This is a genomic window from Actinomadura violacea, assembly GCF_017573465.1.
Classification (GTDB): domain Bacteria; phylum Actinomycetota; class Actinomycetes; order Streptosporangiales; family Streptosporangiaceae; genus Spirillospora; species Spirillospora violacea.
The window spans coordinates 98,958-117,278 of record NZ_JAGEPF010000021.1 but is presented as its reverse complement, the minus strand read 5'-3'; the positions used below and the strand labels follow the sequence as shown (position 1 = coordinate 117,278).

At 73.1% G+C, this 18,321-nt stretch carries 16 protein-coding genes; 9 read left to right on the top strand and 7 right to left on the bottom strand.

Annotated elements, in window-relative coordinates:
• Nucleotides 1–75: 75 nt before the first annotated feature.
• The 4 genes from J4709_RS32510 to J4709_RS53800 are packed head-to-tail and all read right to left on the bottom strand — an operon-like array spanning nucleotide 76 to nucleotide 3,507.
• Nucleotides 76–1,266, bottom strand: a complete 1,191-nt coding sequence (locus J4709_RS32510; protein ID WP_208246444.1) for an ABC transporter permease — start codon at nucleotides 1,264–1,266, stop codon at nucleotides 76–78.
• Nucleotides 1,263–1,955 (bottom strand): ABC transporter ATP-binding protein, encoded by a 693-nt coding sequence (locus tag J4709_RS32505; protein ID WP_208246442.1) that lies wholly within the window; start codon nucleotides 1,953–1,955, stop codon nucleotides 1,263–1,265. Before J4709_RS32505 ends, J4709_RS32510 begins: the two co-directional genes overlap by 4 nt.
• Nucleotides 1,952–2,986 (bottom strand): peptidoglycan-binding protein, encoded by a 1,035-nt coding sequence (locus J4709_RS53805; protein WP_307801738.1) that lies wholly within the window; start codon nucleotides 2,984–2,986, stop codon nucleotides 1,952–1,954. The genes J4709_RS32505 and J4709_RS53805 overlap by 4 nt, the downstream gene beginning before the upstream one ends.
• Nucleotides 2,987–2,994: 8 nt before the next feature.
• On the bottom strand, nucleotides 2,995–3,507 hold the full coding sequence (locus J4709_RS53800) for a hypothetical protein (protein ID WP_232384368.1): 513 nt from the start codon (nucleotides 3,505–3,507) through the stop codon (nucleotides 2,995–2,997).
• A 313-nt stretch (nucleotides 3,508–3,820) separates the two neighbouring features.
• Between J4709_RS53800 and J4709_RS32495 the strand changes: the two genes are divergently transcribed.
• On the top strand, nucleotides 3,821–4,390 hold the full coding sequence (locus J4709_RS32495) for an SMI1/KNR4 family protein (protein ID WP_208246438.1): 570 nt from the start codon (nucleotides 3,821–3,823) through the stop codon (nucleotides 4,388–4,390).
• A 22-nt stretch (nucleotides 4,391–4,412) separates the two neighbouring features.
• Here J4709_RS32495 and J4709_RS32490 read toward each other — a convergent pair whose 3' ends face one another.
• Together J4709_RS32490 and J4709_RS32485 are read right to left on the bottom strand one after the other, a co-directional pair.
• On the bottom strand, nucleotides 4,413–5,540 hold the full coding sequence (locus tag J4709_RS32490; RefSeq protein WP_208246436.1) for a serine hydrolase domain-containing protein: 1,128 nt from the start codon (nucleotides 5,538–5,540) through the stop codon (nucleotides 4,413–4,415).
• A gap of 104 nt (nucleotides 5,541–5,644) precedes the next feature.
• On the bottom strand, nucleotides 5,645–6,568 hold the full coding sequence (locus J4709_RS32485) for a helix-turn-helix domain-containing protein (RefSeq protein ID WP_208246433.1): 924 nt from the start codon (nucleotides 6,566–6,568) through the stop codon (nucleotides 5,645–5,647).
• 119 nt (nucleotides 6,569–6,687) lie between these two features.
• Here J4709_RS32485 and J4709_RS32480 point away from each other — a divergent pair, with 119 nt between their 5' ends.
• From J4709_RS32480 to J4709_RS32460, 5 genes are all read left to right on the top strand, one after another.
• The gene (locus J4709_RS32480) at nucleotides 6,688–7,449 is read left to right on the top strand and encodes an alpha/beta fold hydrolase (RefSeq protein WP_307801736.1); all 762 of its coding nucleotides are present in this window, start codon (nucleotides 6,688–6,690) and stop codon (nucleotides 7,447–7,449) included.
• 143 nt (nucleotides 7,450–7,592) lie between these two features.
• Entirely contained in the window at nucleotides 7,593–8,465 is an 873-nt protein-coding gene (locus tag J4709_RS32475) for an RNA polymerase sigma factor (protein ID WP_208246429.1), read from the top strand.
• Nucleotides 8,466–8,565: 100 nt separating this feature from the next.
• Entirely contained in the window at nucleotides 8,566–9,357 is a 792-nt protein-coding gene (locus tag J4709_RS32470; RefSeq protein ID WP_208246427.1) for an SAM-dependent methyltransferase, read from the top strand.
• Between the two features lie 59 nt (nucleotides 9,358–9,416).
• A complete protein-coding gene (locus tag J4709_RS32465) occupies nucleotides 9,417–10,079 on the top strand; it encodes a response regulator transcription factor (RefSeq protein WP_208246425.1) in 663 nt (220 codons plus the stop codon).
• The gene (locus J4709_RS32460) at nucleotides 10,076–11,278 is read left to right on the top strand and encodes a sensor histidine kinase (RefSeq protein ID WP_307801735.1); all 1,203 of its coding nucleotides are present in this window, start codon (nucleotides 10,076–10,078) and stop codon (nucleotides 11,276–11,278) included. Before J4709_RS32465 ends, J4709_RS32460 begins: the two co-directional genes overlap by 4 nt.
• A 42-nt stretch (nucleotides 11,279–11,320) precedes the next feature.
• Here J4709_RS32460 and J4709_RS32455 read toward each other — a convergent pair whose 3' ends face one another.
• Complete coding sequence (locus J4709_RS32455) at nucleotides 11,321–13,141, bottom strand: AMP-binding protein (protein WP_307801733.1); 1,821 nt, start codon at nucleotides 13,139–13,141, stop codon at nucleotides 11,321–11,323.
• A 232-nt stretch (nucleotides 13,142–13,373) separates the two neighbouring features.
• On the opposite strand from J4709_RS32455, the gene J4709_RS32450 reads away from it, so the two are divergent.
• The 3 genes from J4709_RS32450 (at nucleotide 13,374) to J4709_RS32440 (ending at nucleotide 18,251) form a co-directional block, all read left to right on the top strand.
• Entirely contained in the window at nucleotides 13,374–14,576 is a 1,203-nt protein-coding gene (locus J4709_RS32450) for a thiolase family protein (protein ID WP_208246424.1), read from the top strand.
• A complete protein-coding gene (locus tag J4709_RS32445) occupies nucleotides 14,573–16,660 on the top strand; it encodes a 3-hydroxyacyl-CoA dehydrogenase NAD-binding domain-containing protein (protein ID WP_208246422.1) in 2,088 nt (695 codons plus the stop codon). The genes J4709_RS32450 and J4709_RS32445 overlap by 4 nt, the downstream gene beginning before the upstream one ends.
• Nucleotides 16,661–16,766: 106 nt before the next feature.
• Nucleotides 16,767–18,251 carry an amino acid permease gene (locus J4709_RS32440; RefSeq protein ID WP_208246420.1) on the top strand — a complete coding sequence of 495 codons (1,485 nt, stop codon included), beginning with the start codon at nucleotides 16,767–16,769 and terminating at the stop codon, nucleotides 18,249–18,251.
• The last annotated feature ends 70 nt before the right edge of the window (nucleotides 18,252–18,321 follow it).

Genomic DNA, 18,321 nt, shown 5'->3' with positions numbered 1-18,321 from the left:
GTCGTCGGCGCCCCCATCATGCACCGGCCCGCCGGACCGGGGCCAGAGACGCCCCGCCCCTCGGCCTCCGGCGCTTCAGGCGGCGGCGAGCGCGACCGTCGGCGGCAGCCGCGCCGCCCGTACCGCCGGGTACAGGCCGGCGGCCGTCCCGATCAGCAGGGTCGCGCCGAGCGCGCCGGCCGGCGCCCACGCCGGCAGCACCGGCGGCCAGCCCTTCGCCGCCGCGAACCCCGCGGTCACCGCGGCGCCGAGCAGTGCGCCCACCGCCCCGCCGGACGCCGACAGCAGCAGCGACTCGGCGAGGAACTGCGTCCGCACCTGGCCGCGGGTGGCGCCGAGCGAGCGGCGCAGCCCGATCTCGCGGCGCCGCTCCAGCACCGAGACGACCATCGTGTTCGCCACCCCGACGCCGCCGACCAGCAGCGCCACCGCGCCGAGCCCGAGCAGCAGCCCGGTGAACGCGCCCGCCGCCTCCGCCTTCGCCCGCAGCGCGTCCGACGGCCGGGCGACCTCGACCTCCTCGGGGTGCTCGGGGTTCACGGTGCGGGCCAGGACGTCGCGGACGTCGTCGACCGACGCGTCCGTGGACCGCTCGTAGACCGTCGTCGGATGCCCGTCGAAGCCGAGGTAGCGCCGCGCCGCGTCCCAGCCGACCAGCGCGGACCGGTCGATCTCCGGCGCCAGTTCGGCGGGCCGCAGCACGCCCAGCACCACGAACCACCGGCCGCCGGCGAACACCCGGCCGCCCGCCCGGTCGACACCGAGCCGCCGCGCCGCCTCCGAGCCGAGCACCATCCCCGGATACCGCTCGGTGGCCGCGTCGAGCCACCGGCCGCTCGCGGTGCCGGCGCCGAGCGTCGCGAGCAGGTCCGGCGAGGCCGCCTGCACCGCGATGCCCTGCGTCACCTCCACCGGGATCCGGTCGGTGCGGCGCACCGTCGCGTCCACCGCCCCGGTAGCGCCGACGCCGGTGACCGGGCCGATCCGCCGCACCATCTCCGGGGCCGTCGAAGGCAGTTCCGCCTGGTCGCCGAACAGCGTGCTGCCCGGCTTGGCCGTCAGCAGGTTCGTGCCGAGCCGGTCCAGGCGCCGCAGCAGGTCCTCCCTGCTCGACGCCGAGATCCCGATGACCGCCACCATCGTCGCGATCCCGATGGCGATGCCGAGCGCCGACAGCACCGCGCGCGCCGGACGCGCCCGCAGCCCCGCGAACCCGGCCCGCACCACGTCCCGCGGCCCGAGCCGCGCCGGGACGAGCCCGCTCACCGGGCGCCCGCCGGCTCGTCCTCGACGACCAGGCCGTCCCGGACCCGGATCCGGCGCGGCGCGCGGGCCGCGACGTCCCGGTCATGGGTGATGATCGCGACGGTGGTGCCGGCCCGGTTCAGCTCGTCCAGCAGCGCCAGCACCCCGGCCCCCGCCGCCGTGTCGAGGTTGCCCGTCGGCTCGTCGGCCAGCAGCAGGTCCGGCCCGCCCGCCACCGCGCGCGCCACCGCCACCCGCTGCTGCTCACCGCCCGACAGCTGATGCGGCCGATGCCCGGCCCGGTCGCCGAGCCCCACCCGCTCCAGCGCCTCCCGCGCGCGCTTGCGCCGCTCCTTCAGCCCCGCGCCGCCGTAGAGCAGCCCGTCGGCGACGTTGTCGAGCGCGGTGACACCCGGCGCGAGATGGAACTGCTGGAAGACGAACCCGATGTGCCGCGCCCGTAGCGCCGACAGCTCCCGGTCGCCCAGCCCTGCCACGTCGTGCCCGGCCACCCTGACCCGTCCCGCCGTCGGCCGGTCCAGCGTCCCGATCACGTGCAGCAGCGTCGACTTCCCCGACCCGGACGGCCCGACGATCGCGACCAGCTCCCCCGACCCGATCACCAGGTCCACGCCGCGCAGCGCCGCGACGCTCCCGTACTCCTTGGTCACCCCGGCCAGCTCCACGATGGCGTCACCCTCGACCCTCATTCGGCCGGCACCCCCACCGTCGCGCCCTCGCGGACCCCGTCGCCCGCGACCTCGACCCGCCCGCCGCCGTACGCCCCCGTCCTCACCGGGACGAGCCGCCGCCGCGCCCCGTCCACGACCTCCACCCCGAACCCGCCCTCCCGGAGCGCCAGCAACGCCTCCACCGGCACCGAAAGGACGTTCCTCCGCCGCTCGCTCTCCAGCTCCACGGTGACCGGCGCCTCGTCCAGCCGGCCCGTCCCCTTCCCGCCGAGCGACACCTCGACGCCCACGGTGGTCTTCTGGTCCTGCCCCGACCCCGTCGTCTCGGCCACGCTCCCGACCTCGCCGACCGTCCCCTTCACCGTCGTCCCGCCGGGCAGCTCGACCCGCACCCGCTCCCCCTTGCGCGCCATGTCCTGCTTGTCGGCGTCCAAGTCGATGTGCACGACCCGCCGCGTCCCCGCCACCGTCAGCACCGGCTGCCCCTGCACGGCCCGCTTCCCCTCCGGCGCCCTGACCTCCTTCACCTTCACGGCGCCCTTGAGGAACACCACCTGCCCGGGCGCGACCGTCCCGGTCCTCTCCAGGCCCCGGTCGTCCTGCCACCTCTCGACCGCGGCTTCGGTGGCGCCGGTGAACTCCCCGTCCACGGTCATCCCGCCGTACCCGAGCGCCCGCAGGTTCTCCTCCAGCTCCCGGACGTCCTTCCCCGAGTCGCCGTCCCGGAGGACCCGGTACATCGGAACACCGCCGTACATCAGCGCGACCGCATCCCCCGCGACCTCCAGCAGCGTCCCGCCCCTCCTGACCGTCGCGCCCTGCTCCGGAGCCCACGTCACGACCCCCGACGTCCCTGCCCACACCTCCCGCTCGTCGCCGTAGGTGAGCTTGCCGTCCACCTTCTCGGTGTCGACGAGATCGCCCCTGGTCACGACCGCCGTGCCGAGCCGCACCTCGCGCGCCTCCGCGCGGTGCCCGCCGTCCGACGTCCAGGCGAGCGCTCCCCCGCCGGCCGCCACCACCACGGCCGCGGCCCCTCCCGCCGCCACCGCGCGCCTCACTTCCCGGCCCCCGGCGCGAGCGCCCTGCACGCCTCCCGCGCCTTGTTCACCGTCGCCGGATCGGCCATCCCCGCCGGAATCCGGATCGTCCCGTCGGGATCCGGATCCTTCATATCGACCCCGTGCTCTCTCAAGCACTGCGCGAACTTCACGAACTGGTCCCGCACCTTCGGGTCCTTCAGGTCCGGCATCTTCCCGCCCGCCTGCAACCACGACTGGCATTTCTTCAGCGCGGCCTGCACTTTCTCCCTGTCGGACCCTTTCCCGATCCGCATCGTCTCCGCGTGCCCGCTCCCGGGGTCTGGCACGTCCACACCGTTCTGCCGCATGCACTGCGCGAACTTCAGCTGCGCGTCCTCCGCACTCAACGACCGGCTCGGCGACGCCGACGCCTTGGCCGCCGCTCCCCCGGCACTCGCCACCCCGCCCCCGTCACCCCCGCCCCCACACGCCGCCCCACCGAACAGCACGACCCCGACCACCACGAACACCCGAACCGAACGCCCCATGTCTCCCTCTCCGCCGGACCCCACGACCCAGCGCCCCCACCAAACCCACCTCCGCGTTAAACCTGCATTAGCCGCGCTAGCTCTGACGGGATCGGAGTAAGTCGGGAGACGTCGCCGGACGAGCCTCTCACCAGCAGAAACGTCCGAAGGAGTCGCTCGCACCGCTGCACGTGATGCCCTCGTCCGGGATGAGGAACGCACCGGGCCGGAGCATCCGCGCACCGAAGTGGAGCAGACGCCGGAACAGGCGATGTTGGGAACTCGATTGGGATCCACGTGAACCTCGCGGCTCGGGATACTACAGTTCCAGTTCGTGACCGATGCGCCTCGCCGTACCGCTTCGGACGATGACTTGCTTCTTGAGAGGCTGCACTCTCTCGCGTGGGGAGCAGGAGGCGCGATCCCCGCCCGAGGCTGCCTCCCGGACAAGCCTTTTCCTCGCCTCACGACTGCCGATATAGAGGGCGCAGAACAGAAGCTCGGGTATCGGCTGCCCCAGTTACTCCGGCGCATCTACACCGAGATCGGTGATGGCGGGTTCGGGCCGGAAGGCGGCCTCGCATCGTTGACACCGCGCCGCATTCCGCACTGGTATGTGCCGGACTGGCCTTGCGCGACCACCATCCATGCCCAGCGGCCAGGGTGGGAGTCGCCGGCCTCGTGGTTCTTCCTGACGGGGGGTGGCTGCACCATGGCGTGGTACGTCTCGCTGATAGCGGTCGATCATCCGGTGCTGCTCTGGGACGCCGATGGCTGGGAACCGGACTGGGGCCAGGATCCTCACGACGGCCTGCGCTACGCGGCGCCGTCCCTGCGTCAGTGGCTGTGGACCTGGGCAGACGGCGGAAATGTGTGGGACGAGGCGCTCGCACAGCCCGAGTAGGCGCTGGGGTTCTTGGCGTCGGTTAGTCGGCGGGGCAGAGTTGTTGCTCGGCTATGGAGAGCGTCTTTCCGCGCAGTGAGGGCTGCAGGGAATTGGTGTTCATGAGGAGTGCGGCGCGGCGGTGGCCGAGTTGCATCACGGTGGACGTGTATCCGTCGATGTCTCCCATTGAGCCGTACGCAGTTCCGCAGGGAGTCGAGGCGCTCATTAGGCCGAGGCCGTAGCCGATTCCGGGGATACCGGCGGCGGCGAAGAACGCGTCGGCTCCTGGGGTGGGCCGCTTCATTTTCGTGAGCAGGTGCGCTGGGACGAGTCGCCCGCCGAGGAGTGCTCCGAGGAATCGGTTGACGTCGTCGCCGGTCGACACCATCGCGGCTGCGGCTCCGGCCGCGCCGGCGCTCGTCCGGGTGGTCGCGTCGAGTGCGGGATCCGAACGGGGCGGCAGCGGAGCGGCGAAAACGTAGCCGTGCGCCTGCCTGGGCGCGATCGTGGTCGTGGTGGGGAAGGTCGTGGCGTTCAGGTGGAGGGCGCGGATCAGGCGCGTCCGCACTTCGTCCTGGGTCGTGTGGCCGGTGACGTGGTGAACGATTTCGCCGAGGGCGATGTAGTTGGTGCTCGAGTAGTAGAAGCCGGTGCCGGGCGCGAAGTAGGGCGAGTGCTCAGCGCTCAGGGCGATGAGCTGCGCGGGGGTGTAGTCGGCACCGGAGTCGAAGCGGGGATCGTTCGAGTAGTCGAAGAGTCCGCTGGTGTGGTCGAGTAGTTCCCGCACGGTGATCTGGTCGGCGTGCTGTACCGGTTCGGGCAGGAGCCCCGCGATCGGCTGGTCGAGGGCGAGCTTGTGCTCCGCGACCAGTTGCAGGACCACCGCGGCCACGAAGGTCTTGGTGATGGAGGCGATCCTGAATCGGTCGCCGGGGCGCATCGTCCGGCGTGACGGGATGTCCGCGAGGCCCGCGGCCGTCCGGACCAGGCGCCCGTCGCGGCTTGTGACCGCGACAACGCCAGGGATGCCGTCGGCGTTGACGAGGTTCTGGATCTGTGCCCGCAACGAGGCATCACGGGACGGTCCGCCCGTCGCGTGCGCAGGCGCCGAGGGGGCGACCCCGATCAGCGCGGCGGCGACGAGGGCGGCACAACGCTTCAACCGCATGAGCGTTCTCCTTCATGACCAGACATGGCGCCACAATCGCAACCGCGCAGCCGGCCGTATTGGAGAAATGTTCCGCTCGAGTGGTCAGCGCCGCTGCTCCGAGGTCACTGGTTGCACATGGCCCAGGCTGGTCCCGGCCTTGCCACCACCGCGTTGGAGTTCGCGGGCTCGGCAGGGGCGGGGCTCTTCAGAGGTCCGGCCGATTCCGCGAGCGCCGCCGTGGTCCGGCGGCTCTCCTCGGCCAGGGCCGCCGGGGTCGTCCCGGCGAACGCCATGACGTCCCGATGCAGGTGGGACTGGTCGGTGTAACCGCCGTCGGCCGCGACCCGCGCGGGGTCATGGCCCACGGACAGGCGGTGCGCGGCATGGTCGAAGCGGACCAGTTTCGCGGCGCGCTTGGGCGGCAGCCCGATCTGCTCGCGGAACCGGGCCCACAGGCGTTTGCGGCTCCATCCGAGCTCGGCGGCCAGGGCTTCGACCCTGACCCGGCCGCGGCCGGCGACGATCCGGTCCCAGGCTCGGACCACCTCCGGGTCCAGCGCCGGCCCCGTCTCGTACCGGTCGGCGACGGACGCCTCGATCAGCGCGAAGCGGTCCTCCCAGGAGGAGAGATCGTGCAGGCGCTCGCTGAGCCGCGACGCCTGCCGGCCCCACAGGTCGCCCAACGACACCACCGAGCCGTCCAGGTCGACGGGGCCGACGTCCAGGACCGCGCGGGCGACCAGCGGGGACAGGCGGACCTGCACGCATTGGATGTTCTCGCCCCGCACCCAGACCGAGCCGCTGTACCCGAGACCGCCGACGAGGCTTCCCTGGAACCGCCGGCCGGCGGCGTCCTCGACGAGGGGCGGGCCGGCACCGAAGTCCAGGGCGACGATCACGCTCGCGTGCGGAACGAGCCGGTGGTCCGCCGCGCTCCCGCCCCGGCTGAACCCCGCGAAGGCGACACCGGCCATCCGGCTGGGCCGCGCCGGGTAGGCGACGTCCCACACCGCCGCGTCGTCGCCTCCGTGCACGGTGGACCGCATCGCCCCATGCTAGGCGAGCGGAGGACGAAGGACATTCGTACAAGCCGCCGGTCTCCGGCTGCGGCGAAAGTGGGCCGATGACCACCTGACGGGACTTCCACCGAGCTGAGGAGAATGCGATGCCGCACAGCGGTTCAGGCATTTACTGGGAAGAGCATGGCCAGGGTCCGCAGACGCTCGTCATGTTGCCGGGATTCGGCGCCTCGGCCGAACTGATGACCGGAATCGCGCGTCACCTGGGCGGGCTCCGCGTCCTGGTCTTCGACCTGCCCGGACATGGCGGGTCCAGGAACGCACCGGCGGACGGGATGCTGCCCTCGCTGGCCGCGACGCTGCACGACGCGATCAAGGAGGCGGGCGCCGACGGCTACCACCTGGCCGGCTGCTCGCTCGGCGGTGCGATCGCGCTGCGCCTCGCGCTCGACCATCCGGACCAGGTGCGGGCGCTGATCGGCATCGTCCCGTGGAATGCCGCCGGGACGACCGCCGAGGACGAGGTGATCGCCGGGTTCGACGCCGTGTACGGCGACGCCGAGGCCCTCGCGCAAGGAGTCGCGGCGATCTCCGTGGACCCGTCGAAGACGTCACGCCTGACCGACAGCATGCTCACCGTGACGGAGGAGATGTGGCACGGCTGGCTCGCCGGAGGCGCCCTGACGAGCCAGGCCGACGAACTGCCCGGGCTGCGCGTACCGACCTGCTACATACTCGGCGGCAAAGACGTCGTCGTGGACCAGGCGAAACAGCTCGATGACGTGCGGCGGATCCCCGGAGGCCGCGCGGTCCTGCTGAGCGAACTCGGCCACCTGTGCGGTCTCGAAAGGCCCGATCTCGTCGCGAACGAGATGACCGCCTTCCTGAACTCCCTCGACACGACCTGATCACCGATCCGGCTCGGCAGGGTCACGCGGAAGGTGCCCGTCGCGGCGGAAGGGCCGAGGTTTTGGTTTGGTGATAAAGGGGCGGGGTGGAGTGTGCAGTTAGGGCACATAACCCTGCGTGCGCGGTCGGCCATAATCCGTTCGTGCCCAGCAACGCCGCGCCCCCGCTGAACGAGGACTTCCGGCTGGTCGAGGGGCTCCGGGCGCAGCGGCCCGGAGCGGTCGGCCACGTCTACAACGTGTACGGGCCCGAGCTCGTCGAGTACGCGGAGGGGCTGCTCGGCGAGCATGACCGGGCGGTGCAGGCGGTGCGGTCGGCGCTGCTCGCGCTGCGGGCGAAGGGGGCGGACGTCCCGGACGCGGGAACGTTCCGGGACTGGCTGTACGAGGTGGTGCGCGACGAATGCCGCAGGCCCGTGCGGGGGCGCAGGCGGATCGTGGTGATGGGGGCGGCGGCAGCGGCGGTGCTGACGGCCGGGCTGGTCGTGGCGTTCGAGTCGGGGGGCGGGGACGCGAAGCCCGGGCCCGCGCCGCAGGCGGCGGCGACGGCGCCGACGACGGAGGAGCCGAGTCCGCCTGCGACGGTGACGCCGTCGCCGCCGCAGAAGGACGGGCGGAAGGGGAAGGGCGAGAAGAAGAAGGGGAAGGACGCGCCCGCCGCCGAGAAGCCGACCCGGCGCGCGCCGCACGGGGGCGGGGGCGGCGGCGGGGCCGGGCGGTTGTCGGTGAGCGACGGCGGGTGCCACGGGATCGGGGTGGCGGGGTTGCCGCGGTCGTGCCCGGTGCGGCTGACGGCGGTGGGCGGGACGGTCCACTGGGCGGTGGCGTCGGTGCGGTCGCGGGGCGGACGGGTCAGCGCGTCCGGCGGCGGGACGCTCAAGGCGGGGCGTTCGACGACGGTGAGCGTGGTGGTGCGGCCGACGGTGCTCTGCTACGTCGGCGGGGGCGGCGGCGGGTCGGTCGCGTTCGCGCCGGGCGGGACCGCGACGATCTCCTACACCTGCTGGCGGCGCTAGCCCGGCGGCCCCGGCGTTGCGCTTGGCGGGTATCCCGGCCCCGATCAGGGAACGATCCGGTCGGGGCCGCCGACGCGCGTTCCGGGACCGAGGAGCTGGCATGGAGCCACGACCCGAGATCGACACGACCGTGCCGCATTCGGCGCGGGTCTGGAACTTCCTGCTGGGCGGCACGGACAACTTCCCCGTCGACCGGCAGGCGGGCGAGCAGGTCTTCCAGTCGTTCCCCGGGATGGTGGACATGGCGCGCCGCTCCCGGCAGATGCTGACGCGGGTGGTGCGCTTCCTGGCCGCCGAGGCGGGGATCCGGCAGTTCCTCGACATCGGCACGGGGCTGCCGACGATGGACAACACCCACGAGGTCGCGCAGCGGATCACGCCCGAGGCGCGCATCGTGTACGTCGACAACGACCCGCTGGTGCTGGTGCACGCCCGGTCGCTGCTGACCAGCAGTCCCGAGGGCGCCACCGACTACATCGAGGCGGACGTGCGCGACCCCGACCCGATCCTGGCCGGGGCGGCGCGGACGCTGGACTTCGAGGAGCCGGTCGGGCTGATGCTGATGGGCATCCTCGGGCTCGTGCAGGACTACGACCAGGCCCGCGGCATCGTCCGGCGGCTGGTGGAGCCGCTGACGTCGGGCAGTTACGTGGCGGTCTACGACGGTACGAACGACGATCCGGCGTACATGCAGGCCATCGAGGCGTTCAACGCCGGCAGCGGCGCCGTCCCGTACACGCCGCGCAGCCCCCGGCAGATCGCCCGCTATCTCGACGGCCTGGACGTGCTGCCGCCCGGGGTGGTGTCGGTGACGCGGTGGCGCCCCGACCCGGGTCCGGAGGGCGAGGTCGCCCCGGTGGCCTGCGCGGGCGGCGTCGCGCGCAAGCCCTGACCGCGGGGCGGCGCGCCGCTCTTATCCGGGTTTAACCCTGGTTCGGTCATGCTCGCCGCATGCGTGTGCTGATCGTGGAGGACGAGCGGGTGCTCGCGGACACGATCGCCGAGGGCCTGCGGGAAGAGGCCATGGCGGTCGACGTCGTGTACGACGGGGACGACGCGCTCGACCGGGCGTCCTACAACGAGTACGACGTGGTCGTGCTGGACCGGGACCTGCCGACCGTGCACGGCGACGAGGTGTGCCGGGAGCTGGCGGGACGGCGCGCGCCGGCGCGGATCCTGATGCTGACGGCGGCCGGGGACGTCGAGGACCGGGTGGCCGGCCTGTCGCTCGGCGCCGACGACTACCTGCCGAAGCCGTTCGTGTTCGGCGAGCTGGTGGCGCGGGTGCGGGCGCTGGCGCGGCGGTCGGGGGCGCCGGTGCCGCCGGTGCTGGAGGGCCGCGGGATCCGGCTGGACCCGCACCGGCGGCGGGTGGCGCGCGACGGCCGGGAGCTGCGGCTGACGAACAAGGAGTTCGCGGTGCTGGAGGAGCTGCTGCGCGCGGAGGGCGGGGTGGTGAGCGCCGAGCGGCTGCTGGAGCGGGCGTGGGACGAGAACATCGACCCGTTCAGCAACATCGTCCGGGTGACGATGGCGACGCTGCGCCGCAAGCTGGGCGCGCCCGCGGTGATCGAGACGGTCACCGGGTCGGGGTACCGGCTGGAGGCGCCGTGACGGTGCGCGGGAGGGTGCGGGCGCCGCGGCTGAGCGTCCGGACGCGGCTGACGCTGGTGTACGGGGCGCTGTTCCTGGTGACGTCGGCGGTGCTGGTCGCGGTGATGTACGTCCTGACGGCGCGGACACTCGACCAGCGGCTGCCCGAGCGGACGAGCGTGGACCCGCAGGTCGCCGCGAAGCTGCGGGTGCTCGTGGCGTCGAAGGACTTCAGCCAGATCCTCGCGGTGAAGGCGGACGCGGACCGGCGGCTGGCGCAGCAGAAGCACGACGTGCTGGAAGGGCTCCTGCAGACGTCGCTGCTGACGATGGTGGTGCTCGGCGTCCTGGCGGTGGTGATCGGGTACCTGGTGGCGGGGCGGATGCTGCGCCCGCTGAACAAGGTGACGGCGACGGCGCGGCGGCTGTCGGAGAGCACCCTGCACGAGCGGATCGCGCTGGACGGCCCGCAGGACGAGATCAAGGACCTGGCGGACACGTTCGACCGGATGCTGGACCGGCTGAACCGGGCGTTCGACGCGCAGCGCCGGTTCGTCGCGAACGCCTCGCACGAGCTGCGCACGCCGCTGACGATCAACCGGACGGTCCTGGAGGTCGCCCTCGCCAGCCGGCGGAACCCGCCGGAGACCAAGGCGCTCGCGGACGTGCTGCTCGGCAACACCGAGCGGCACGAGCGGCTGATCGAGGGCCTGCTGCTGCTCGCGCGGTCGGAGCGGGAGCTCACCGCGCGCACGCCGACGCCGCTGCCGGACGTGGTGCGCGGCGCGCTCGGCGACCTGGACGGCCGGACCGGCGAGGTGGACGTGGAGGCGCGGCTGGCGCCGGCGGAGGTGGCGGGCGATCCGGTGCTGCTGGAGCGGTGCGCGATGAACCTGCTGGAGAACGCGGTGAAGTACAACGTGCGGGACGGCCGGGTGTGGGTGCGCACCGGCGTCCGGGGCGGGGAGGCGTTCCTGCAGGTGGTGAACACGGGGCGGGCGGTCCCGGGGTACGAGGCGGAGCGGATCTACGAGCCGTTCCGGCGGCTGCGGGCGGACCGGGTGGGGTCGGCGGAGGGCGCGGGCCTCGGCCTGTCGATCGTGCGGGCGGTGGTCGGGGCGCACGGCGGGACGATCGAGACGGTGCCGCGGCGGGGCGGCGGGCTGTCGATCACGGTCCGGCTGCCGGCGGCCGAGCGGGAGGCCGCCGTGCCCGCATGACGCCGCCGTGCCCGGGTGACGCAGCCGTGCCCGCGTGAGGCGTCAGCCGGCGTTCTCGGCGGGCAGCGGCCAGGGCGGCGGCTGCGGCCAGTCGACGCGGCCCTCGGGGCGGGGCCGCTCGGTGCCGGCGGTCAGCCAGCGGTGCACGACCTTGCCGGTGGCGTTGCGCGGCAGCTCGGGGATGAAGTGGACGTCGCGCGGCGCCGCGTACCGGGCGACCTGCTCGTGCACGTGGGCGCGGACGGCCTCGGCGTCGAGGCGGGCGCCGGGCCGCAGCACGATGAACGCGGCGAGGCGCTGGCCCCAGTCGTCGTCGGGGACGCCGATCACGGCGGCCTCGTGGACCTCGGGGAGCCGCAGGATGGCGTCCTCGACGTCGCGCGGCACGACGTTCTCGCCGCCGGAGACGACCATGCCGTCGGCGCGGCCGTCGACGAACAGCAGGCCGCGGTGGTCGATGTGGCCGAGGTCGCCGGTGGCGAGCAGCCCGTCGCGGACCTGCATCGGCTCGCCGCCGGTGTACCCCTCGAAGAGCAACTCGTTGGCGGCGAAGATCTCCCCGATGGTGGAGCGGCCGGCGCGGCGGCCGTCGGCGCCGACGATGACGAGCGAGGTGTTGCGGGGCGGGCGGCCCGCGGTGCGCGGGTCGGTCCGCAGGTCGCGCGGGGTGGCGATGGACACCCAGGACGCCTCAGTGGACCCGTAGACGTTGTAGAGCCGGTCGCCGAACGCGTCCATGAACCGGGTGGCGAGGTCGCCGGGCAGGGCGGCGCCGCTGAGCGCGACGATCCGCAGCGACGAGGTGTCGTACAGCTCGCGGATCTGCGGCGCCAGCTCCAGGATCCGCTGCAGCATGACGGGGACGGCGAACACGGCGGCGTCGCGGTGGGAGGCGATGGCGCGCAGCGTCCGTTCCGGGTCGAACCGCCGGTGCAGGACGATCGGGGCGCGCAGCGCCCACGCCATCTGGAGCGCGGCGTAGCCCCAGGTGTGGAACAGCGGCGCCTCGATGATCATGGTCTGCCGGGTGCGCAGCGGGATCCGGGAGGTCATCGAGGCCAGCGGCCACAGCCCGGGGCGGGGCGGGCGGCGGGCGCCCTTGGGGCGGCCGGTGGTGCCGGAGCTGAGCATGATCGTCCGGCTCTGGATCTGCGGCGGTCCGGGCGCGGTCTCGGGCGCGGGCACCGCGGAGATCACCTCGTCGATGCTCGGCCCGGTCTCGGCGGCGGCGGGCGCGTCGGCGGCGGAGCCCGGACGGGGTGGGGCCGTGGCGAGCGGGGCGGCGACGGGCGCGGCCAGCGGTGCACCGGGCCCGGCGGACGGGCGGGGCCGCCGGTCGGCCCACAGGACGGTGCGGCGCAGCGCGATCGGCACGCCGGCCAGCAGCGGCGCGAACTCGGCGTCCGCGACGATCAGCGCGGGCCGCAGCTCGCCGAGCACGGCGCGCAGCTGGCCGGTGCCGAAGCCGGTGTTGAGCAGCACGACCTCGGCGCCGCGCTTGCTGCACGCGACGAGCGTCTCGACCATGCCGCGGTGGTTGCGGCACAGCACGCCGACGCGGGGGCGGGGGCCGTGCAGCGGCAGCCCGATGGCGAGGCGGGTGGTGCGGTCGTCGAGCTCGCCGAAGGTGAGCACGCCCTCGTCGTCGATGAGGGCGGGGCGGGAGGGCGAGTGCGCGGCCGCGGCGGCGAGGACGCCGGCGAGGGTGGTGCCCCAGCGGCGCAGCGCGCCGAGCTGGCGGCCGACGCGGCGCGGCCCGCCGGACAGCAGGAGTCCCGTGCGCAGCAGGAGGGCGGCGAGGTCGCGGACGTGCCCGATCCGCCGGCGCAGTCCCGGCCGGTATACGGGCCTCGCGTGCGTCACCGCGCCTCCTCCGGTGATTTCGAGCCACGTTACCCACGAGTCGGGCGGCCGAACAAGGGCACCGGCGCGTCAGTGGTTACTGACGAGTAGCCTTTGCGGTTACCAGCGAGTAGCATCGCGGGTGCGGGCACTCGTGCCGCCCGATCGACGGCCATCCGCTCCAGACGGACGCGCCGGGCGGCACGGGGCTCGACGCTTCCACCACACCGCCCATCCGCAGGGAGGACGACCCGTGCCTCGCACCGCACGCGACGTCGTGTTCGTCGACGGCGTACGCACGCCGTTCGGCAAGGCCGGCCCGAAGGGCCAGTACGCGCAGACCCGCGCCGACGACCTGGTCGTCCGCGCGATCCGCGAGCTGATGCGGCGCAACCCGTCCCTCCCGCCCGAGCGGGTGGACGAGGTCGCGATCGCCGCCACCACCCAGACCGGCGACCAGGGCCTGACCATCGGACGGTCCGCCGCCGTGCTCGCCGGGCTGCCGAAGAGCGTCCCCGGCTTCGCCATCGACCGGATGTGCGCGGGCGCGATGACCGCCGTCACCACCACCGGCGCCGGCATCTCGTTCGGCTCCTACGACGTCGCCATCGCCGGCGGCGTCGAGCACATGGGCCGGCACCCGATGGGCGAGGGCGTCGACCCGAACCCGCGGTTCCTCGCCGACCGGCTCGTCGACCCGTCCGCGCTGGTCATGGGCTCGACCGCGGAGAACCTGCACGACCGGTTCCCGCAGATCACCAAGGAGCGCGCCGACGCCTACGCGGTGCGCAGCCAGCAGAAGGTCGCCGCCGCCTACGCCGCCGGGAAGATCCAGCCGGACCTGGTCCCGACCGCGATCCGCTCCGCCGAGCAGGGCTGGGGCCTCGCCACCGAGGACGAGCCGCCGCGGCCCGGCACCACGATGGACGACCTCGCCCGGCTCAAGACCCCGTTCCGCGTGCACGGCAACGTCACCGCCGGGAACGCCGCGGGCCTCAACGACGGCGCGACCGCCTGCCTGCTCGCGGCCGAGGACGTCGCCCGCGACCTCGGCCTCGCGCCGCGGATGCGGCTGGTCGACTTCTCCTTCGCCGGCGTCGAGCCGGAGGTGATGGGCGTCGGGCCCGTCCCCGCGACCGAGAAGCTGCTCGCCCGCAACTCCCTGACCATGGACGACATCGGCCTCATCGAGATCAACGAGGCGTTCGCGGTACAGGTGCTGGCGTTCCTGGAGCACTTCAAGATCTCCGACGACGACGTGCGGGTGAACCCGTGGGGCGGCGCGATCGCGCTCGGCCACCCGCTCGCCTCGTCCGGCGTGCGGCTGATGAACCAGCTGGCCCGGCTGTTCGGCGAGCGCACCGACGTCCGCTACGGGCTGACGACGATGTGCGTGGGCATGGGCATGGGCGGGACCGTCCTGTGGGAGAACGTGAACTGGGAAGGCGCCAAGTGAGCAGCCTGGCAGAAGTATTCGGCGACGAGGTCGTCACGCACGCCTACGTCCGGGACGTGGCGCTGCCCTACGGCGCGGGCACGCTCGCGCTGATCACGCTCGACAACGGCCACGACCACACCAAGCCGAACACCTTCGGCCCGAACGGCCTCGCCGAGCTGGACGCGGCCCTCGACCGGATCGCCGGGCGCGACGACATCGCCGCCGTCGGCGTCACCGGCAAGCCGTTCATCTTCGCGGTCGGCGCCGACCTCAAGGGCGTGCCGCTGATCGCGGACCACGCGGACGCGCGGGCCATCGGCAAGCTCGGGCACGAGGTGTTCCGGCGGCTCGGCGAGCTGGGCGTCCCGTCGTTCGCCTACTACAACGGCGCGGCGATGGGCGGCGGCGTCGAGATCGGCCTGCACTGCGCCTACCGGACGATCTCGTCCGGCGTGCCGGCGTTCGCGCTGCCCGAGGCGTTCCTCGGCCTGGTGCCCGGCTGGGGCGGCACCTACCTGCTGCCGAACCTGATCGGCGCGGAGAAGGCGCTGCAGGTCGTCATCGACAACCCGCTCGCGCAGAACCGGATGCTGAAGGGCCGGCAGGCCTACGAGCTGGGCATCGCCGACGCGATCTTCGACTCGGCCGACTTCCTGGAGGAGTCGCTGGCCTGGACGGCCCGCGTCCTCAACGGCGAGATCACGGTGACCCGGCCCGCGGTCGACAAGGGCAAGGCGTGGGACGACGCCGTCGCGATGGCCCGCTGGAACCTCGAAGGCAAGCTGCACGGCGCCGCGCCGTCCTTCACCCGCGCGCTCGACCTGGTCGCCGCCGCGAAGGACCGCAGCCGCGACGAGGGCTTCGCCGCCGAGGACGAGGCGCTCGCCGACCTCATCATGAGCGACGAACTGCGCGCCGGGCTGTACGCGTTCGACCTCACCCAGAAGCGGGCGAAGCGTCCCGCCGGGGCGCCCGACAAGTCCCTGGCCCGCAAGGTCACCAAGGTCGGCGTCGTCGGCGCGGGCCTGATGGCCTCGCAGCTCGCGCTGCTGTTCGCGCGCCGCCTGGAGGTGCCGGTCGTGCTGACCGACCTCGACCAGGCGCGCCTCGACAAGGGCGTCGGCTACGCGCACGGCGAGATCGACAAGCTGCTCGGCAAGGGCCGCCTCTCCCCCGACAAGGCCAACCGGCTGAAGGCGCTCATCACCGGCTCGCTGACCAAGGACGCGTTCGCCGACGCCGACTTCGTCATCGAGGCCGTGTTCGAGGAGATGTCGGTCAAGCAGAAGGTGTTCGCCGAGGTCGAGGAGCACGTCTCCGCCGACTGCGTCCTCGCCACCAACACCTCCTCGCTGTCGGTGAGCGAGATGGCGTCGAAGCTGAGGCACCCCGAGCGGGTCGTCGGCTTCCACTTCTTCAACCCGGTCGCCGTGCTGCCGCTGCTGGAGATCGTCCGCGGCGAGAAGACCGACGACGCGGCCCTCGCCACCGCGTTCGCCACCGGCAAGGCGCTGAAGAAGTCCTGCGTGCTGGTGAAGGACGCCCCGGCGTTCGTCGTCAACCGCGTCCTGCTGCGGCTGCTCGCCGAGATCGTCCAGACGGTCGACGAGGGCACGCCGATCGAGGTCGCCGAGCGCGCCGCCGCGCCGCTCGGCCTGCCGATGCCGCCGTTCGTGCTGATGGGGCTGGTCGGCCCGGCGATCGCGCTGCACGTCAACGAGACGCTGCACGGCGCGTTCCCGGACCGGTTCCCGCTGTCGGAGAACCTGGCGAAGATGGTCGCGGCGGGCAAGCGGGGCGTCTATCTGCCCGACTTCTCCCTCGACCCCGAGGTCGTCGCGATCTTCGGCGGCGGGACGAGCCCGTCCACCGAGGAGCAGGTGCTCGGCCGGGCGCTCGCCGCGCTCGCCGACGAGATCCGGATCATGCTGGACGAGGGCGTCGTCGCGGCGGCCGAGGACATCGACCTGTGCATGATCCTCGGCGCCGGCTGGCCGTTCCACCTCGGCGGCATCACCCCGTACCTGGACCGGTCGGGCGTCGCCGAGAAGGCGGCCGGCCGCCGCTTCCTCGCGCCCGGCGTCGCCTCCCTGCCCGCCTGAGCCGCGGACCGCCCACCGCCCGCGCGACCGCGGGCGGTGGGCGATCATAAGCGGCGCGCATGCGGGCATAGGGGTGTCACAACGACGTGACGCCGAGGAGCCGACGATGAACCTGCTGCGCACCAAGTCGGTCGAACAGTCGATCAAGGACACCGAGGAACCCGGGCACCGGCTGCGCCGCGACCTGTCCGCGCTCGACCTCGTCGTGTTCGGCATCGGCGTCATCGTCGGCACCGGCATCTTCGTCCTCACCGGCCAGGTCGCCAAGGACAAGGCGGGCCCGGCGGTCGCGCTGTCGTTCATCCTCGCCGCCGTCGTGTGCGCGCTGGCCGCGCTGTGCTACGCCGAGTTCGCCTCCACCGTCCCGGTCGCGGGCTCGGCCTACACCTTCTCCTACGCCACCCTCGGCGAGTTCCCCGCCTGGATCATCGGCTGGGACCTCATCCTGGAGCTGGCGCTCGGCGCGGCAGTGGTGTCGGTCGGCTGGTCGGGGTACTTCGCCTCGCTGCTGGACAGCGCCGGCGTGCACCTGCCGGCGGCGATCCTCAACCCGCCGGGCAGCAACGGCGGCGTCGTCAACGTCCCGGCGATCGCGCTGGTGCTGGTGGTGACGGCGCTGCTCGTCCTCGGGGTGAAGATCTCCTCCCGGGTCAACGCGGTCGTCGTCGTGGTGAAGGTGGCCGTCGTCCTGCTGGTCATCGTGGCCGGCGCCTTCTTCATCAAGGGCGAGAACTACCACCCGTTCATCCCGCCGTCGCAGCCGAACCCGTCGGTGAAGGGCGCGGCGGCGCCGCTGATGCAGGTGATCTTCGGGATCACCCCGGTGAGCTACGGCTGGCTCGGCATCTTCGCCGCGATCGCCATCGTGTTCTTCGCCTACATCGGCTTCGACATCGTCGCCACCGCCGCCGAGGAGGCCCGCCGGCCGCAGCGCGACCTGCCGATCGGGCTGATCGGCTCCCTCGTCATCACCGCGATCCTCTACGCGGCGGTGTCGACCGTCGTCGCCGGGATGCAGAACTACAAGAAGCTCTCCGACGCCGCGCCGCTCGCGGACGCGTTCAAGGCCGTCGGGCACTCGGTGTTCGCCACGATCATCGACGTCGGCGCCGTCGTCGGCCTCATCGCCGTCGTGCTCATCCTGCTGCTCGGGCAGAGCCGGGTGTTCTTCGCGATGAGCCGGGACGGGCTGCTGCCGCCGTGGCTGTCGGTCATCCACCCGCGGTTCGGCACCCCCTGGCTGTCCACGGTGATCATGGGCGGCGTCGTCGCCGTGCTCGCCGGGTTCATCCCGCTGGCCAAGCTCGCCGAGCTGGTCAACATCGGCACCCTGTTCGCGTTCCTGCTGGTCTCGGTCGGCGTGCTGATCCTGCGCCGCACCCGCCCCGACCTGCCGCGCGCGTTCCGCACCCCGCTCGTCCCGGTGATCCCGATCCTGTCGGTGCTGGGCTGCCTCTTCGTCATGATCAACCTGCCGCTGGAGACCTGGTACCGGTTCCTGGCCTGGATGGTGATCGGCGCGATCATCTACTTCGCCTACGGCCGCCACCACAGCCGCGTCGGGCTCGCCACCGCCGCGGGAAAGTCCTGACACCGCACCCGGAAAGCCCCGGCACCTCGCCCGGAAAGTCCCCACACCGCGCCCGTCCCGGCCTGACGGG

What these genes read in the sequence shown, in the direction of transcription:
- J4709_RS32505 (WP_208246442.1), bottom strand. Translation starts at nt 1,955, where the DNA reads ATGAGGGTCGAGGGTGACGCCATCGTGGAGCTGGCCGGGGTGACCAAG.
- J4709_RS53800 (WP_232384368.1), bottom strand. Translation starts at nt 3,507, where the DNA reads ATGGGGCGTTCGGTTCGGGTGTTCGTGGTGGTCGGGGTCGTGCTGTTC.
- J4709_RS32490 (WP_208246436.1), bottom strand. Translation starts at nt 5,540, where the DNA reads ATGCGGTTGAAGCGTTGTGCCGCCCTCGTCGCCGCCGCGCTGATCGGG.
- J4709_RS32485 (WP_208246433.1), bottom strand. Translation starts at nt 6,568, where the DNA reads ATGCGGTCCACCGTGCACGGAGGCGACGACGCGGCGGTGTGGGACGTC.
- J4709_RS32480 (WP_307801736.1), top strand. Translation starts at nt 6,688, where the DNA reads ATGCCGCACAGCGGTTCAGGCATTTACTGGGAAGAGCATGGCCAGGGT.
- J4709_RS32470 (WP_208246427.1), top strand. Translation starts at nt 8,566, where the DNA reads ATGGAGCCACGACCCGAGATCGACACGACCGTGCCGCATTCGGCGCGG.
- J4709_RS32465 (WP_208246425.1), top strand. Translation starts at nt 9,417, where the DNA reads ATGCGTGTGCTGATCGTGGAGGACGAGCGGGTGCTCGCGGACACGATC.
- J4709_RS32440 (WP_208246420.1), top strand. Translation starts at nt 16,767, where the DNA reads ATGAACCTGCTGCGCACCAAGTCGGTCGAACAGTCGATCAAGGACACC.